The organism is Pseudomonas sp. FG98, from assembly GCF_057808595.1.
The window spans coordinates 37,441-54,324 of sequence record NZ_JBMDIJ010000013.1; the positions used below are offsets into that span (position 1 = coordinate 37,441).

13 protein-coding genes, 1 tRNA gene and 1 pseudogene are annotated in these 16,884 nt (G+C 62.0%); 4 read left to right on the forward strand and 11 right to left on the reverse strand.

The window, feature by feature from the left end; translation table 11 throughout:
* Nucleotides 1-68: 68 nt before the first annotated feature.
* The 4 genes and pseudogenes from ACODSK_RS11480 to ACODSK_RS11495 form a co-directional block, all read right to left on the reverse strand.
* A complete protein-coding gene (locus ACODSK_RS11480; RefSeq protein ID WP_489016070.1) occupies nt 69-1,538 on the reverse strand; it encodes a methylenetetrahydrofolate reductase C-terminal domain-containing protein in 1,470 nt (489 codons plus the stop codon).
* A gap of 151 nt (nt 1,539-1,689) precedes the next feature.
* Nucleotides 1,690-4,101, reverse strand: a complete 2,412-nt coding sequence (locus ACODSK_RS11485; RefSeq protein WP_489016072.1) for a TonB-dependent siderophore receptor — start codon at nt 4,099-4,101, stop codon at nt 1,690-1,692.
* 175 nt (nt 4,102-4,276) lie between these two features.
* Nucleotides 4,277-4,576: pseudogene (locus tag ACODSK_RS11490) on the reverse strand (IS3 family transposase); the annotation flags it as partial.
* 203 nt (nt 4,577-4,779) lie between these two features.
* Nucleotides 4,780-5,298, reverse strand: coding sequence for a hypothetical protein (locus tag ACODSK_RS11495; RefSeq protein ID WP_489016074.1), 519 nt, complete (start codon nt 5,296-5,298; stop codon nt 4,780-4,782).
* A 487-nt stretch (nt 5,299-5,785) separates the two neighbouring features.
* Between ACODSK_RS11495 and ACODSK_RS11500 the strand changes: the two genes are divergently transcribed.
* Nucleotides 5,786-5,947, forward strand: a complete 162-nt coding sequence (locus ACODSK_RS11500) for a hypothetical protein (protein WP_489016075.1) — start codon at nt 5,786-5,788, stop codon at nt 5,945-5,947.
* Nucleotides 5,948-5,993: 46 nt separating this feature from the next.
* On the forward strand, nt 5,994-6,542 hold the full coding sequence (locus ACODSK_RS11505) for a hypothetical protein (RefSeq protein WP_489016077.1): 549 nt from the start codon (nt 5,994-5,996) through the stop codon (nt 6,540-6,542).
* Nucleotides 6,543-6,881: 339 nt separating this feature from the next.
* Here the strand turns inward: ACODSK_RS11505 and ACODSK_RS11510 are convergent.
* The 4 genes from ACODSK_RS11510 to ACODSK_RS11525 form a co-directional block, all read right to left on the reverse strand.
* Nucleotides 6,882-6,958 (reverse strand) — tRNA-Met (locus ACODSK_RS11510).
* A 93-nt stretch (nt 6,959-7,051) separates the two neighbouring features.
* Nucleotides 7,052-9,475 carry a TonB-dependent siderophore receptor gene (locus ACODSK_RS11515; RefSeq protein ID WP_489016079.1) on the reverse strand — a complete coding sequence of 808 codons (2,424 nt, stop codon included), beginning with the start codon at nt 9,473-9,475 and terminating at the stop codon, nt 7,052-7,054.
* Nucleotides 9,476-9,569: 94 nt separating this feature from the next.
* Nucleotides 9,570-10,502: a FecR family protein gene (locus ACODSK_RS11520; protein WP_489016081.1), complete on the reverse strand. Its 933-nt coding sequence runs from the start codon at nt 10,500-10,502 to the stop codon at nt 9,570-9,572.
* Nucleotides 10,499-11,020, reverse strand: a complete 522-nt coding sequence (locus tag ACODSK_RS11525; RefSeq protein ID WP_489016083.1) for an RNA polymerase sigma factor — start codon at nt 11,018-11,020, stop codon at nt 10,499-10,501. Before ACODSK_RS11525 ends, ACODSK_RS11520 begins: the two co-directional genes overlap by 4 nt.
* A 442-nt stretch (nt 11,021-11,462) precedes the next feature.
* Between ACODSK_RS11525 and ACODSK_RS11530 the strand changes: the two genes are divergently transcribed.
* Nucleotides 11,463-12,803: a sensor domain-containing diguanylate cyclase gene (locus tag ACODSK_RS11530; RefSeq protein WP_489016085.1), complete on the forward strand. Its 1,341-nt coding sequence runs from the start codon at nt 11,463-11,465 to the stop codon at nt 12,801-12,803.
* Nucleotides 12,804-12,809: 6 nt separating this feature from the next.
* On the opposite strand, the gene ACODSK_RS11535 is transcribed toward ACODSK_RS11530, so the two are convergent.
* The 3 genes from ACODSK_RS11535 to ACODSK_RS11545 all read right to left on the reverse strand — a co-directional run bounded on the left by ACODSK_RS11535 (nt 12,810) and on the right by ACODSK_RS11545 (nt 15,085).
* Nucleotides 12,810-13,283, reverse strand: a complete 474-nt coding sequence (locus tag ACODSK_RS11535) for a hypothetical protein (RefSeq protein ID WP_489016087.1) — start codon at nt 13,281-13,283, stop codon at nt 12,810-12,812.
* Nucleotides 13,284-13,429: 146 nt separating this feature from the next.
* Nucleotides 13,430-14,641 carry an NHL repeat-containing protein gene (locus ACODSK_RS11540; RefSeq protein WP_489016088.1) on the reverse strand — a complete coding sequence of 404 codons (1,212 nt, stop codon included), beginning with the start codon at nt 14,639-14,641 and terminating at the stop codon, nt 13,430-13,432.
* A 240-nt stretch (nt 14,642-14,881) separates the two neighbouring features.
* Nucleotides 14,882-15,085 carry a hypothetical protein gene (locus tag ACODSK_RS11545; protein WP_489016090.1) on the reverse strand — a complete coding sequence of 68 codons (204 nt, stop codon included), beginning with the start codon at nt 15,083-15,085 and terminating at the stop codon, nt 14,882-14,884.
* A gap of 510 nt (nt 15,086-15,595) precedes the next feature.
* Between ACODSK_RS11545 and ACODSK_RS11550 the strand changes: the two genes are divergently transcribed.
* A complete protein-coding gene (locus ACODSK_RS11550) occupies nt 15,596-16,753 on the forward strand; it encodes an MFS transporter (RefSeq protein WP_489016092.1) in 1,158 nt (385 codons plus the stop codon).
* Nucleotides 16,754-16,884 lie beyond the last annotated feature (131 nt).

A 16,884-nucleotide genomic window follows, 5' to 3' on the forward strand; every position in this document is an offset into this window, starting at 1 on the left:
CCATGGAGAATGAAAAGCAGGCTTTGCGGCAAGAAACTTGTCCGCTATGAAAGACCGGCCTTAAGTGATCAAGCCACGCTTTCGGCCTGTCCGTTGACGTTCTCTTCCGCCCCGGCCTCGAACCATCCCGGCCACGAACTGCGCTGCCGCCCGCCGACCTCCACGCAGGGGATCAAGCGCTCCGTCAGCACCGCCGTCTGCCCCACCGACTTTGCCGTGCGGTACTTGATGCTGTGGATGCATTCCCGGTCGCCGAACTCGCAGCGGTTCAGTTGCGTGCCGCCGCAGGGGCCGTTGGCCAGTCCCTTGGGGCAGGTTTCCGGGCAGATATACAGCGTGTCCTCCAGGCGACAACTGCCGCAGGTATCGCAGCCCACCAGCGGTCGCTTCACCCCGCGTTCCAGGCGATGCAGCCAGCGCGCTCCGCCCGGTGTCGACCACAGCGGGCGGCGGACGGTCCAGGCAAAGGTCTTGCTCAGCAGGCTGGTGCGACTGAACAGCGCCGAGTGGAAGCTGGACAGCAGGTGGTAGCGCAGCTTCTCCCTGGGCGTGGCGCTGACCTGCGACTGCCCGGCTTCCCAGGCCGAGCCCGGCGGGTGGAAGGTGACCGTCGGTACTCCCGGCATATGCCAGCTTTCAGCCCAGGCCAGTGCCCATTCCTCCTCGCTGCGGATCTTCGCCTGCCACTCGTCCAGCGCCCGTTCCAGCGCCAGCAGTTGTTCCAGTTCATGCACGCCGGACAGGTTGATCCCGGCGTAGCCGAGCAGGCGCAGGCCGATGATCTGCAGGGCCAGGCGGCTGACGGCACGGGCCTGGGCGTGGGCCTTGGACACGGCTTCTTCCGCTTCCACCAGTGCGCGCATCGAGGGTGACACGGTGACTCCGGCGACCTGTCCGAGCATCTTCGCCCGGCCGTGGGTCAGGCCCATGATGCAGGCGAGCATCGGGCGCGGGGTTGGCTGGCGCTGCATCCATGCCATGGCTTCGCGGTACTTGGCCATGTCGAAGCCCAGTTGCAGGATCAGGAAGTCGGCACCGGCGGCGAGCTTTTTCTGCGCCTTGAAGTACTGGGCGCCGCCTTCTTCCTCGCGGTACTTGAAGGGATTCAGGGCAGCGCCGAGCAGCCAGTCCGGACGTGCCTGACGCACGATGCCGAGCGCAGCCACCGATTCCAGGTAGCGCACCGGGCGCTGGCCCGGTTCATGGCCGTGCAGGCGATCGCCGGTGAGCAGCAGGAGCTGGTCGAGGCCGAGGCTGTCCATGCGTTCCAGTTGCGCCAGCAGGTCGTGGCGCTCGCGGTCCTTGCCGGAAAAGTGCGGCAGGGTCGGGACGGGGGCGGAGAGTGCGCTGAAGGTGTCCAGCGGTGACAGGTCGAGGTTGCTGCCGACCCGGTCGGCGATGCCGGCGAGCATCGGCCAGCCACTCAGCTGGCCGCGCTGCATCAAGCGCTCGAAGGCGGCCATGCGCTGGGGCTTGGGTACGAACTCCATGAGACAGACGAACTGCCGCTCACGTAGCGCCTGTTTCAACACATTCATCATTTGCGCCATTGGCCCGGGTCATCGACTCGCCGATTCTGGGCCACGACGTGCAGCTTGGCCATGTCCAAAAGCGCACAGCACTGATTCGAAAAAGACATGGCCGGCCGGCAATGCCCGCATTGGCTGCGGGCACCGGGCTACTGACGATTTACCAGCTGTAGCTGACCTTGGCCGTTACTTCCCGTCCTGGGTTGTAGTAGTTGGCCGTGCCCGAGCCGACCACGTGCTGCTCGTCCAGCAGGTTGCTGACGTTGATCGCCAGGTCGGTGCCCTTGGCGATCTTGTAGTTGAAGGCGGCGTCGAACAGTGTGGCGGCCTCGCTCTCGCGGGTGTTGGCCGCGTCGAAGAAGTACGAGCCGACGTAGCGCGCGCCCAGGCCGACGCTCACGTCGGTGCCGGGCACGTCGTAGTAGCCCCACAGCGAAGCGGTGTGGTTCGGCGCGATGCTGAACTCGTTGCCCTTGAGCGAGCTACCGTCGTACAGCGAGCCACGCAGCACGTCGGACTTCATGTACGAGTAGCTGCCGATCAGGCTGAGCTCCGGGGTCACCTGAGCCTTGGCTTCCAGGTCGAGACCGCGCGAGCGCGACTCGCCCACCGTTTGCTGCTCGATGATGCCGCTCGGCAGCACCACGGCGATGCTGACGTTTTCCTGGGTCAGGTCGTAGACGGCGGCGGAGAACATCGCGTCCATGCCGATCGGCGAATATTTCACCCCGACTTCGTACTGGCGGCCGGTTTTCGGCGTGACGCCGATTTCGGGCGGCGAAACGGACTCCACCATGCTCACGTAGGTCGACACCTCATCCGAGACGATGTAGGTCAGTGCGCCACGGTAGGAGGTTGCGGAGAAGTGGTCCTTGTCGTCGATCTGCACCGGGTTGGAGAAGCGGTTGTAGCCCTTGCTGGTCAGGTCCATCGAGTCATTGCGCAAGCCGGCGGTGACGATGAAGCGCTCGTAGAACGACAGGTTCTGCTGGAGGAACACGGCCTTGGTGGACACATCGTTCTTTCTTGCCGTGTAGGGCGTGAGCGTGCCAGGAACGCCGGTGAACACCGGGTTGGCGATGTCGATGGAGGAGACCGGGTCGTACACGGAGCTCTGCTTGGTCGACGAGTCCAGGTACTCCACGCCCACCAGGGTGCTGCTGTCGATGTTTTCGAAGCGGGCGTCGTATTGCAGCATCAGGTTGCCGTTGAACTGATTGGCATCGCTGTCGGTGCCCAGCAGGTAGCGGGGAATGCTGGTGCCGACGCGCGAGGCGGAATCGCTCAGGTAGACGTAGCCGTAGTTATCGGTCAGCTCGCTGTAGCGCAGGTTGCTGCGCAGCACGAAGCCGTTGTCGAAGTCGTGGGTGATGTTGCCGCTCAGGCTGGTGCGCTCGACGTCGTGGTAGTTGTAGCCGGGCTCGCCGTAGAAATCGCTGCGGTCGTATTCCTTGTCCAGCGGATAGCCGCCGCTGTTCGGCGAGCTGTTGGTCTTGAGGTAGTCGAGGATCATCGTCGCCGAGGTGTAGTCGGTCGGCGCCCAGGTCAGGCCGCCCATCACGAAGCGGCTGTCGTCCTGCGAGTGATCGTATTCGCGGTCGCTGTTCTGCAGCTTGGCGGTGAAGCGACCGGCCAGGGTCTTGTCGTCGTTGAGCGCATCGCCCACGTCGATCCCGGTCTCGGCGTGGTCGAAGGAGCCGTAGGTGACATAGCCTTCGCCGAACTGCTCGAAGCGCGGCTGCTTGGTCACGAAGTTCAGCGAGCCACCCGGATCGGCCGGACCGAACAGCGTGGAGTTGGCACCGCGCAGGATCTCGATGCGTTCATAGGCGAACGGGTCTTCGCGCACGCCGCGCATCGAACTCAGGGTCAGGCCGTCGCGGTAGGTGGTGGCCTGGAAGCCGCGGATCTGGAAGTAGTCGTTGCGGTCGTCCGAACCATAGAAGTCGCTGACCACGCCCGGGGTGTATTGCAGTGCTTCTTCGGTGGTGCTGACGCTGCGCTGTTCCATTTCCTTGCGGGTCACCACGGAGACGGAGGCCGGGGTGTTGCGGATGCTGGTGGCAACCTTGCCGCCAACCCACAGCTCCTGGGCCACTACCGAGTTGGCGTCGTCGCCGGCGTCGACCCTGACCTTGGCATTGACGATAACCGGGGCGAGACGATATTCCTCCGCGGCGGCGCTGCCGATTTCGACAGGTCCGTCCACTTTCGTGCGCGGTGTCAGCAGGTAAGCGTTGGCACCATGTTGCTCGACCTGAAGCTCGCTGCCCTGCACCAGAATCGACAGGGCTGCCGCGGTATCGAGGTTGCCGCTCACACCGCGGGTCGTGCGGTTCGCCACGCTGGCAGCGTCGAAGGAGAGGCTGATGCCGGCCTCGCGGGCAAAGCGATCAAGCGCTGACGGCAACGGGCCGGCAGGGATGTTCCACTGCTGCGCCTGGTTGCTGTGCCCGGCGGTCGACGACTGCGCCAGTGCCGGCAGCGTGCAGCTGCCGACGATCAAGCCCAGCAAGGCACCTTGCACTGCACGACTCAGGGGGTGGCGCTGTGGAACCGGGGACGAACTCATTTTCTCGCTCCGTGTAAGAGGACTGGCAGATTTTTCTTACAGGTCGAGTGACGGTGAGGAATCACCTCATTTATTTTTCAGCGGTTCGTCCGGCGCTGCCATTGCAGGGGCTGGACGGGAACGGCGTTAATCGAGACGAGGTGACCGCTGCGGGGGCAGGCAGAGCCGGCAAATGAAACTGTGCCTTCTGGCTCATCAACTCAAGCTGCTGCTCAAACACTATGATCCGCTGCTCTGGCGTGAAAGCCTTCGGATCGGACATTGCGCAACTGCTGTCGGACCGAATCGACGCCCCTTGGCTCCAATCCTGCCGACCATGCTTACGCAACCATACCAGAACGGTCTACCGCCCCTGGATGCAATACGGCGGCTGGGCCTGCTTGTAGGTCAGTTCGCCGTTTTCAATTTGATCAACAAGCTCCAATCCAAAAGACAGCGAATAATCTCGCTGCGTGTGCTTTATATCTTGCTCCATCTGGAGCTCCGAGAATTCGGGCTGGGGTGTGAACCTTATTCAGAACGGGACAACAGGCACAAAAAAGCCCGCGTCAGTTGGGCCCTTTTATTCGCTTTGCCGCCGAGCCCTGGATTCTTGGGCAGGGTATGGTTGTACACAGTAATTTGAACCAATTCGCGCATCACGCGGGGAGCATCGAAGACGTCTTTCTCCGAGGTTGATCAGTCGTTTTTGAAGGTGGATAGGAGCTTTTTAACTAATGGGATAGGGGCCGCTACACCTGCTTCAACAAATGTTTTTTCGGTGAGTCTTGTGAAGGCTGGTTCAACCGATCTCAGCTTGGCAATGGCGTCAGGAGAGGTGCGAAGAAGCTCGCGAACCAAGGCTGCCGCGTTGGCGTACGCAGGTTCTGGCGTTTCGTAGTGAAAGTTTAATTCTCGTGCGATGTATCTCTCTGAGTAGACAGTAGCGAGCCCCTCCTCAATGACCGGCACTACGTACGAGCCACTAGGCGATAGCAGGTGTATGCACTCATGGGCTAGCTGATAGTAAGTTCTGACCAAATCGTTTTGCGCGCTTTCCGAGAGCTTGATTATGATTCTCTTACCTGGCTTGGGAAACCAGAGGTGAGGGACCGGCCCTTCGAACGCTATTCCAAGCACTACCCAGGATTGATCGCGTGGCCCGTATTCTTTCTCAGCCTCGTGGAGCATGCTTTCAAGGAGGTGAACAAGTGTCATCGATTTATCATTACTGGGGAAACTGCTGACGTCCAATTTGGGATCCCTCAAGAAATAGTTGCTGGTGGGCAGTATCCTACAGCTTTAGCGCTGGGGGCTCTTACATTATATATTCATGCCTTTGCTGATTGAGGCTGCTACGCGGCTGTGAAATTGGAACAGTAGGTGGCCATTTGGGAGCCGAGCCTATGGAATTTGGAGGAGGGGTCTCTGGCACCGTAGCTCTCGTCCTTGATTTCAAGTACAGCTTGGTATGTTGCCGAATGGAAGTCTGCGATTGACGGATTTCTTTTATCGGTACTTTGGTCAATCGATTGACTGGGATGCGTTGCCGTGGCCGGCGTTGCTCTGCGCCGAGTGATAGGTCACAACTGCTTACTGAATAGACAGGGTAACGAAATAGTGCTTGCTTATCGTACCTTAAGGGTACATTATGCGTCCTAAGGGCAGCGCATCCAGCGCGACCCGCCTCCCGAAAGGATGAACCATGCAGCAGTTATCCATTACCGAAGCCGAAAGAATCCATATAGAAGTTGTCAAGCTGATGGCTGATACCAGCAAGCTTAACGGCGAAGCGTGCAAGATTAGTCGTGAGGCCTTCTGCTATCCGGTGGAGGTGGTTAAGTTGCAGGTTGCAACCCTCTCCTGATGCACCGGCCCCGTGAAAACGGGGCTTTCTGTTTGCGAGTCCCACGATGACCTTCATCGAGCATTACACGCCACCGTCTCCGACTGATCTAGCGCGTCTTAAAGAAAATCTCGGTCTGACCAGCAATGACATGGCCCAGCTTGCCGGGCTTGCGCAGGGCGGTCAGTGGCGCAAGTACACCGGTGGCGGTGAGCCCCGTCCGCTGGGCAAACTGATGCACTTCTATATGGCAGCGCTGCTGACGTTGGATGATGCTGAGCTTGAGCGCGTGTTCCATGCCATGCGCGAGCATGGCGCCGATGTAGGCACCACAACGGCCCGATACTGGTCGTTACCTAGATCTCATCACTATGGTGACATGAAAGGAGCAAGATCAATGGCAGTCCTGCACTACTATCATTTTGTCTTCGCTGAATCCCCGGATGGACGTGAGCAAACCTTTACCTCCTGCAGCATTGGTTTGACCGAGCCGTGTGTGACACGACAAATCCTTGCGAGAGCCAAGATGGTCGCTGGCGCAACCCAGGATTCGGTAATGTTGAACTGTTCGTACCTAGGTGAAATGACTTCAGAGAAATTCAATGAAGGCTATTGAGGGCGGCGAGTTAGAATAAGGCAATATTTTCAATAAAGCCCCCGGTCTGTCAAAGACCGGGGGCTTTTTCTTGGGCGTGTCCCCGTGTCTGCATTGCCGGCCTCTCTCGGAAAGCTCCCTACCCCGTACGATAATGTGGAAGAAGGCGCTCCTTAAGCTGAACCGTTATCAGCAAGCTAGCGTCGCTTTATATCGGAGCGCTTCAACCTTATGCGCCTTCTCAAGCATACGCTGTGGGGAAGAACAGGGGGCAGAGGGGGCAAGAAACAAGAAAGCCCGCACTAGGCGGGCTTCTTGAGGTGATTCATAGACTGCTGTAGACATCTATGAATCGGTACTTGGTGGCTACACAGGGACTTGAACCCCGGACCCCAGCATTATGAATGCTATGCTCTAACCAACTGAGCTATGTAGCCAAGTGGCGCGCATTATTCGCTTGAAACGAATGTCTGTCAACACTCTTTTTCAAAAAATTTTACGCGCATTCAACCGCTTAGGCCGCCGAGGGCTCAGAAGTCGTACCGGAACCCCGCCATCAGGTTGCGCGGCGCGCCGTAGGTGCCGTAGCTGCCGGCCATGCTGAAGTACTTGCGGTCGAAGACGTTGTCCAGGTTCAGCGTGGTGCTCAGGTGTTCGTTGATCTGGTAGCGCGCCATCAGGTTGGTCACCGCGTAGCCGCCCTGGGTGAAGCTGTGCAGGTCGTTGCCCACCTTGCTCTGCCAGTTCACCCCGCCGCCCACCGTCAGCTTGTCCAGCGCCCCCGGAAGGCGGTAGCTGGTGAAGGTCTTCAGGCTGTGGCGGGGCAGGATGGTGTTGATGCGCGCGTCGTCCTTGTCGGTCGTGGTGGTGTAGACGTAGCCCGCCGAGGCCTGCCAGCCCTCCGCCAGTTCGCCGTTGAGCTCGAACTCCACACCCTCGGACGTGGTGTCCTGCTCCGAGCTGTACACATCGTCGTGGATCCAGATCGCCAGGTTGTCCTGTTGCAGCTTGAACAGCGCCAGGCTGGAGTTGAGCTTGCCGTCCAGGTGGGTGCCCTTGAGGCCGATCTCGTAGCCCACGCCCTCCATCGGGTCCAGCGGCTTGTTGCCTTCGTCGCGCACGTAATAGGCCTGCGGACTGAAGATCTTGGTGTAGCTGGCGTAGGCCGACCAGGTGTCGTCGATGTCGTAGACCAGCCCGGTGTAAGGGATGAACACCCCGGTTTCCTTGCGATTGACCTGCGTCGCTTCGGACCCGTAGCTGTAGTCCTTGTTGTCGCGTTTCCAGTCGGTCAGGCGCCCGCCGACGATCAGCTTCAGATCGTCGGCCAGATTCAGGCGCGAGGTGGCCCAGGCGGCGTACTGGCTTTCGTCCATTTCCGACTTTCCGCTCACCGAGAATGCCGGCTTCGGCTGGCGGCCGTCCCAGTCGAAGATATTGCCGATCACGGCGGCGGAGCTGCCCTGGTAGGTCCAGTTCCAGCCGCCATAGCTGGGGACATGCTCGCTGTACTGCGACAGGGTCATGCCGGTGATCAGCTCATGTTCGCGCTCGAACAGGCGGAACGGGCCGGTCAGGTACAGGTCGAGGCTGTCCTGGCGCGGTGTGCCGGAGAAGCGCACGGGCAAGGTCGACAGGCCGCTGCCGTCGGTTTGCAGGTCGCCCATGACGTAGCCGAACAGTTCGCTGTAACGGTTCTCGGCATGGCTGTATTCGATCTTGCCGCTCCAGCCGTTGCCCAGTTGCTGCTCCAGCGAGGCGAAGTAGCTGGTCTGCTCGTGGTCGTTGTAGGACCACTGCGCCGCGCTGTTCACCGAGCGGCTGAAGTTGCTCCGTTCACCGGTTGCGAAGTGTGTTGGCAGGCCGCTGCGGGCAGGCGCATCGACGTCGGTTTGCAGGTAGCTGAAGCCCACCGTCAGCAGGGTGTCTTCGCTCAGGTCGAACTCGCTGATGCCGTACAGCAGTTGCGAGTCGAGCCTGTAGCGATCGATCCATGCATGCTCGGTCTTCAGGTCCGCCACCAGGCGACCGCGGACGCTGCCGCTGTCGTTCAATGGCCCGGAGACATCGAAGCCGCTGCCGTAACGGTCCCAGGTGCCGGCCGAGCCGGTGATGCTGGCCTGAGCCTCGTAGGTCGGGCGCTTGCGGATCAGGTTGATGGTCGCCGCCGGGTTGCCCATGCCGCTGATCAGGCCGCTGGCGCCACGGACCACTTCGACGCGGTCGTACATGGCCATGCTCTGGGTGTAGTTCTCCATGCGCGAGGCACTGGGCACGCCATCGATTTCGTAGTTGATGATCTGGAAGCCGCGGGACCAGGCGGCATCGCTTTCCGCGCCCAGGCCATCGCGGGTGAGGATGATGCCCGGGGTCGCTTCGAGGGTGTCGTTGAGGTTGGTGAGGCGCTGGTCGTCGAGGCGCTGGCGGGTCATCACGGTCAGCGACTGCGGGGTTTCCCTGGGGCTCAGGTTGAGGCGGGTCGAGCTGCTGGAGGCGTAGGTGGTGTAGAGACCGGTGCCTTCGGTGATCGAACCGGGTGCCTTGCCGGAAATGCTCAGGGCGTCCAGTTGCAGTTCGCCGCTGCCGAGGCGGGTGGGCAGGTCCAGCAGGAAGCTGTTGCCATTGGGCTGGCTCAGGCGTGCGCCGGTCCCTTCGGTCAGGCGCTGGATGGCCTGTTCGGCACTGAGCTGGCCATGCACGCCAGCGGAATTCAAGCCGCCGACCTGGCTGCTCTGGTAGATCACCTGGTAGCCGCTCTGGGCGCTGAACTGGTCGAGGGCGTCGGCCAGCGGCTGAGGCGCGATGTTGAACTCGAACTGCTGGGCGCGGGTTTCGTTGCCCGGTTGTTGCGCCGCCTGCGCGACAGTCAACGGCAGTGACCCGGCGAGGGTTGCGGCCAGGATGGCGCGGGCCAGGGGCTGTGGATTGAAGGTGAAACCGAACGGATGCTGCATGTGTCCTCCCCGAACAATACAAACGCAAATGCTTCTTATGTGGGGGTGTGACGCAGCAGGAACGGACTTTACCGGACGGCCCGGAAAATATTTTTCAGCGCACGATCAGCCAGCGTCCGGCGAGGCTGTCGGCGCGCAGTTTCTGGCTGCTGAGCAGGGCGTCGAGGGCGCTGTCGGCCTGGTCGAGATTGAAGCTGCCGCTGACCAGACGCTGGCCTGCCTGGTCATCGAGCAGCAGCAGGGACTGCCCACGGTAATCGGCAAGACGTTGCAGCACCTCGCGCAGTGGCACGTCGCGCACCCGCAACTGGCCATCGCGCCAGGCCAGCAGGCGTTCGGCGTCGACTGCCTGCGGTGCTTCGATGCGCTCGCCGCTGACCGTCAGGCGTTGGCCCGGTGCGAGCACCTGGCGCTGGTCGCCGGCCTGGACCTCGACCTTGCCGCTTTCCAGGATCACCTCGTCACCCGCGTCGCTGCGCGCCACCGAGAAGCGCGTGCCGAGTACTTCTACCCTGGCCTGGTCGACCTCGACGACGAATGGCCGGCCATCGTGCTTCACCTCAAGGAACAAGCGTCCCTGGCGCAGGCGCAGGGTGCGGGTGGCCCCCGTCAGATCGACGTCCACCACACTGTTGCTGTCCAGGCGCAGTTGCGAGCCGTCGGCCAGGCTGTAGCTGCCACGTTGGCCAGCGGTGGTGGCGTAGTCGCTGCCGAGCCGTTGCAGGGCCGGCCATTGCAACCAGGCCAGGCCGCAGGCGAGCAACACACAGGCCGCCGTAGCCAGGCGTGGCCAATGGCGGCGCTGGCGTCGCTCGGCCTGGCGCACCCGTCGTGCCGGTAGTTCGAGACTGCGCCACAACGACTCGACTTCATCGAAGGCGCGGGCATTGTCCGCCTGCATGCGCCACTGTTCGAACGCCTCGCGCTCGGCCGCATCCAGGTCGTCGGCGCGCAGCCGGGTGAACCAGTCCAGCGCTTGCTGGGCAGTGTCGGCGGCGGTATCGGCGGAGGAGGGCGGGACGGTCATGGCGATTCGGTCGGCTGGCGGGCGTGCAGGGCGGCGGCTGCGCAGTGGCTCAGGGCCTTGTTCAGGTGGCGTTCGACGGCGCGGGGCTCCAGGCCCAGTTTCGCGGCGATGTCCTTGTAGCTCATTTGTTCGACCCGGGCCAGCAGAAATACCTCGCGAGTGGGCGAGGGCAGGCCATCGATCAAGCGTTCCAGATGAGCCAGGGTATTGCCGGCCAGGGCGCTGCGCTCCGGGGTGGTTTCGGTCAGCAGTTGTTCCAGGGCCTGTTCGTCCTGGATACCGCGTACCTGGTTGCGCCGTGCGTGATCGATGCTCAGGTTGTTGGCGATACGGTAGAGGAAGGCCCGCAGGTTGCCGACTTCGCCGCGTTCGCTGTGCATCAGGCGGACGAAGGCGTCCTGGACCAGGTCGCTGGCGGTCTCGCGGCAACGCGTGCGGCGGGTGAGAAAGGCCATCAGCTCGTGGCGGTGACGCTGATAGAGCCGCGTCAGGCTGCGGTCTTCCTGATCCTCGGACATGCTCGGCTGCGCAGGAGGGAAATGAGCGGCGATGCTAGCGTTATTGAGAATTGTTAACAAGCAGGGTCAGGCAAATGCTTGGGTATCTACACATCTTCCGGTTTACCCAAACTGCCCGTGCGACGCGGTTCAGGTAGGAGCTGCTTTAGCTGCGAAGGACCGCACAGCGGTCCCAAAACCTGTCAGTTCGGTGAGTCTGGAGAAACGCGCCAGATCAGCCGCTGTGAATCCGCAACAGGGCATGGTCTGTGACTCGTGCGGGATGGTTTCGGGACCGCTTATGCGGTCCTTCGCAGCTAAAGCAGCTCCTACCTGGAGCGCGTCGGGCTTCGTTCGAGATGCATGACAAATCCGCCATCTCACGCCGGATTTGCCCGTGAGGGCCGTGATCCAGTAACGTGGCGTTTTGCAATCGCCTGGTCGTTCGCCGAAGTCGCTTCCCATGCCCAACGCCTCCGAACCCGAGCCGCTCCCCGAAGGACAGGAAGTTCTTCGCCTGCGGGAAATCATCGCGCACAACTCAGACTGGCTCTGGGAGGTGGATAGCCAGGGACGCTATACCTTCTGCTCCGAGCACAGCCGGCAGATGCTCGGCTATGCGCCGAGCGAGGTGCTGGGCAAGACACCGTTCGACTTCATGCCGGCCGAAGAGGCGGCGCGGGTCGGGGCGATCTTTGCCGGGATCGTCGCCGAGCAGCGGCCCTTCGCCGGGCTGATCAATCGCAACCTGCGTTCCGATGGTCGCCTGGTGGTGCTGGAGACCAGTGGCGTGCCGCTGTTCGACGGGCAGGGCGAGCTGATCGGCTATCGCGGCATCGACCGCGATGTGACCCCGGCCATCGGTCCGCTCGACCGCCGCGAGGTGCAGCTCGAAGCGCTGTACGCCGCCGCCTCGGTGGCGCTGGGGCTGGTGGATCGCCAGGGGGTGCTGGTCAACGTCAACCATGCGCTCGGCCAGTTGCTTGGCGGCGATGCTGCGCAATTGGTCGGGCAGCCGTTGGTGATGGCGCAACTGGACCTGGCGCAGTGCCTGGCGGAGCTGGAACAGGATCAGCCCCCCGCCGACCGCGAACTGGATTGGCGCGAGCGCACCTATCTGCTGCACATAGGCGCGGTCCGTGATCTCGACCAGCAGATCCTCGGCATGACCCTGGCCTTCAGCGATATCACCGAGCAGCGCCTGATGCGCGAGGCTCTGGCGCGGAGCAACGCGCAACTGGCCGAGGCCAACGCTCGTTTGCAGGCCCTGGCCAGCGAGGACTTCCTTACCGGGCTGCCTAACCGCCGGCGTTTCGACGAAGCGCTGCTGCAGGAAAAAGCCCGCGCCCGTCGTGAGGGGCGGCCGCTGTCGCTGCTGATGGTGGATGTGGACTACTTCAAGGTGTTCAACGATCACTACGGCCATCAGGCCGGCGACGAAGGCCTGCGGCGCATCGCCATGCTGCTTGGCCAGTCCCTGCTGCGGCCTGGCGATCAGGTCTGCCGCTATGGTGGCGAGGAGTTCGCGGTGATCCTGCCCGACACCGATGCCCAGGGTGCCCGCAGCGTTGCCCGGACCTTGTGCCAGCAGGTCTACGATGCCCACCTGGAGCATGTCGCCAGTCCGCTTCGGCGGGTCACGCTGAGCATCGGTTGCGCCAGCCATGACCCGGCCCGGCCCGACGACAGCATCGCCCTGGGCGCTCTGCTGCGGGTTGCCGACCTGGCGTTGTACCGGGCCAAGCAGGCTGGGCGCAATCGCCTGGTCCAGGGCGGCCCGGCCGATCCTGTGGCGCCGCGCTGAGTCGGTTCAGGTCCACTGGTGCCGGGCATGCTCCGGTGCAGCCATGGCGCCAGCGAGCGGCCAGCGCGAAACGCTGAGGAAGGCCTGCACGCCCAGGCGTGGACGGGCGTCATCGCACGGCATCAGTTGCAGTTGCCACAACGCCTGGTTGTCGCTCGACTCATCGACCAGGCTGCCGTGGATCACGAGGTTGCCATTCGCTTCGGCTTCCAGTGCCAGAGTGCCGATGCTGGCAGCGATCTCGGTGCCAATACGTTGCAGGCCGTGCTCACCGAACGAGCTGTCCACATGGCCGCTGCGCAGGTGTCGGGTCAGTACGAGCTCGGCCGCCGGACGATCGACAGTGACCATCAGGATCTTGCCGTCGGCCAGTAGCAGCGATTGCTCTGAACAGGGCGACGCCGGCAGCAGGAGCGGTTGCGGGGTGGCGAAATCGCCATCGAAACGGACGGGCCCTTCGGGGTGTTGTCGAGTCGCCATGGTCGCGCCTTCGTGCTGGGGGACGGAGCCTTGTTTTTATGCTTCGGGGGCGCTGTCGTCTACTGACAAAAATATCAGGTAGCGCCGGCCATCGACCGCAGGGTACTGCCGGTTGCCGCGAGTCGATGAGCAGGTGGTCGGGGGCTTCAGGCCAGGTAGCGAACCAGCAGGGCGTAGGTGCCGGGCTCTTCCAGGGTATCGTGGATGCCAGAAACCAGGATCTTGCCGTCGGCTTGAACCTGCGCCTGGTGGCTCCTGTCACGGGCACCGAAGTCGCTCATGACCTGGCCGTTGTTGCCGAAACTCGAGTCGATCATTCCGTTGGGCAGGAAGCGCATCAGCACGAAGTCGTCGAGCACCGGGGGGGCGTTGTTGCTGGTACTGCCTATGGCGACGATCTTGTTGTCAGCTTGCAGGACGACTTCCTCTGCCTGGGCTTCATACCCCTGGAGCACCATGATCTTCGGCTCACCATTGTTGAAGGTGCTGTCCATGCCGCCATCGGCATCGAGCCGGGTGATCAGGAAGTGCATGCCGAAGCCGACGTCCGCGCTACCGACGGCGACGATCTTGCCATCGGGTTGCCGTAGCATTTTCGTGATCCCCAGGCGTCCCTGATCCAGGACCAGCTCGACTACCCCGTCCGTGCCGAATGCCGGATCGAGTTGGCCATCGGGCAGGTACTGATGGAACACGGCTTTATCGAGCGCCAATGGCATGGGGCTGAGCAGAATCCCGTCGTTTGGCAGCACGGCAAAGCCATACACATTCTCGAATCCGGTACCAATCAAGACCATCCCCGAACCGTCGTCGCCATAAGTGGTGTCCAGGTGTCCGTTATCCAGGCGTGCCAGGTAATGCGTGAAGGTGGTGCCCGAAAGGATCACCATGGTCACCATGATCTTGCCGTCGCTGAGCACGCCCAGATTGGTGATGCTGCTCGATGCTCCCTCATCCAGGAAGTAGAAACCGGACTCACCGAAGCTGGTGTCGACGTCGCCGTTGGCCAGTACCCGGAAGACAAAACCTGTGGATTGCACCAATAGCCCGACTGCGCCAAAACACAGGCTGCGACTATCGGACAGGAGCTCATGCCGTACCCCTCCAACCTCGGGCCCTCGTGGCATGGTGATGCGCACGGCGCCTTGCTCGCCGAAGGTGTCGTCGAGTTCGCCGTTGCTCAGGTGGCGAGTGAGGACGACGACATTGTTGGCGTGCTCGCCACCGACGCTGAGGATGCGTTGGTCGTCGAGCAGTTTCGGGCGGATCCGGTTCAGGCCCTCGGGGATACGGGCCTGACCGGCGTTGCCGAAGTCAGGGTCGAGATTGCCAGCTGCTTTGCGGAACGAAGTGTTCATTTCAACAGGCTCCACAATGGGAAGGGAGCCTGGATTATTTAGGCCGATTTGATATCTGTCTGCTAGCAGAAATAACAGGTGTCGCCGCTCGTCTAGCCCACGCAAATGGTGTTGTGTACTGCATTCAACGCAGCGCTATTCGAAGGTCCACCGCGACAGATTGCCGCCAGCGATGGACTGTTGATTTCAAGGCATTGACCATCCGCCGAAGATGTTGGCGATGTGGGTCAAGCAGGGGAACTAATGGATGTACCACTTGCAGATGGTTCGTCTCCAGACAGCGTCGTCACCACTGGCGGTTTTTTGCAACTTTAGGGTAGACCCACCTCCGTGGGTGAATTTGATGCCATCTTCGGCGGTTTCCTGGTCGAGTGCGGAAATCGTTACGCTCACTTCCGACTTCGTACCTTTTGATGGGGTTACCAAATACGTGTAGGTCGGCATTTTTAACTCCTTTTATTGGCATTGCGGCAGTAGTGAGTTTTCGCCTTCGCGAACATCAGGCATCTACCCATCTCGCCGTTGGCGAAACCGCCGTCTCTCATATTGAACCTATGCACTAGGCCATCTACTGACAGAAATGATAGGTATGCCGTAGAGGTGCTGGAGCGCTGAACAACAGCCGAACTTTCTTCTTCTCGATTGACGCGAGCGGCAGCCATGTCCTAGAGTGCGGACCCTTTCTTTCGTCGCTGTCGTTGTCGTTATGAACGCCGCTGTCCGTCCATTCACCGCCAGGCTGCCCCTCTTCCGGGCACTTCGCCGTGCGTGGCCGAAGGACACCGTCCTCAAGCGCCGACGCAGCGTGCTGTTCGCCTTCACCTTCTCGCCTCACACCTCCCTCTGCTGACCCCTGGCGGACCCGCTGCGGTTCGTCCGTCTTCTTTCGTCATGCGTGTCGTGCTTCCGCGCGTCAGCCATCCGTGCTGCGCGCCGAGGCTTGTGGAGTGAGTTGTGAACAAGCGTTTTCTCGTGGGTGTGTTGTTCGTCGTATCCGTGGTCGGTTTCAGTCTTGGCGCGACCTTGCCGCTGGTGTCCCTGCGTTTGCTGGAGGCCGGGGCGAGCAGTCTGCGCATCGGTATTCTCTCGGCGATGCCGGCGGCCGGCATGATGCTCTCGGCGTTCCTGGTCGACGTCTGCTGCCGTCACCTGACCCGGCGCGCCATCTACCTGCTCAGCTTCAGCGTCTGCGCCCTCAGCGTTGCAATGATCGAGTGGGCCTTCCCGTCGCTTTACCTGCTCGCTGCGCTGCGCCTGGCGCTGGGCGTCGGCATGGGCGTGGCGATCATCCTTGGCGAGTCCTGGGTCAATGAACTGAGCGAGGAGCACAACCGCGGCAAGATCATGGCGCTGTACGCCACCGCCTTCACCGGTTGCCAGATGCTCGGCCCGGCCATGCTCTCGCTGCTCGGTGCCGAGGGGCCGTGGCTGGTGCTGATGGTCTCGGTAGGTTATGCGTTGGCCCTGGCCTGTATCGTCTGGACCGTGCCCAACGACCATGTCGAGCACGGCGAGGATGGCCACAAGAGTTTCTCCCTGGCCGGCTTCTTCCGCGTTGCTCCGGCGCTGTGCATGGGCGTGCTGTTCTTCTCGTTCTTCGATGCGGTGGTGCTCTCGTTGCTGCCGGTGTATGCCTCCCATCACGCTTACGCGGTGGGCGTGGCGGCGTTGATGGTGACGGTGATCCTGACCGGCGACATGCTGTTCCAGCTGCCCATCGGCTGGCTCGCCGACCGCTGCGAGCGGACCACGGTGCATCTGGTCTGCGGTGTGGTCGCGATGCTGATCGGCCTGGCTCTGCCGTGGCTGATCCAGGTGCAGTGGCTGTTGTGGCCGGCGCTGGTATTGCTGGGCGCGGTGGCGGGTGGGGTCTACACCCTGGCGCTGGTGCTGATCGGCCAGCAGTTCAAGGGGCAGGACCTGGTCACGGCGAATGCCAGTGTGGGGTTGTTGTGGGGTGTGGGTAGCCTGGTGGGGCCGCTGGTCAGCGGCGCGGCGATGGATATCGCGCCCCACGGCTTGCCCATGGCGCTGGCGTTGATGGCGGCGTTGTTCGTGGTGTTTGCCCAGTCGGCGAGGCGTCGGGGGTATCGGGTTTCGGTGGTGGAGTGAGCCGCTCAACGCTTTGAGGCAGCTACTGAGAAACGGCACGTATTTCTCGGTGGACTGCCTCGCTACGGAGTCAGTGGAACTTTATCTTGGCAAGAGATTGGTGACAGTGTTGCACTCCCACTCGATCCTCA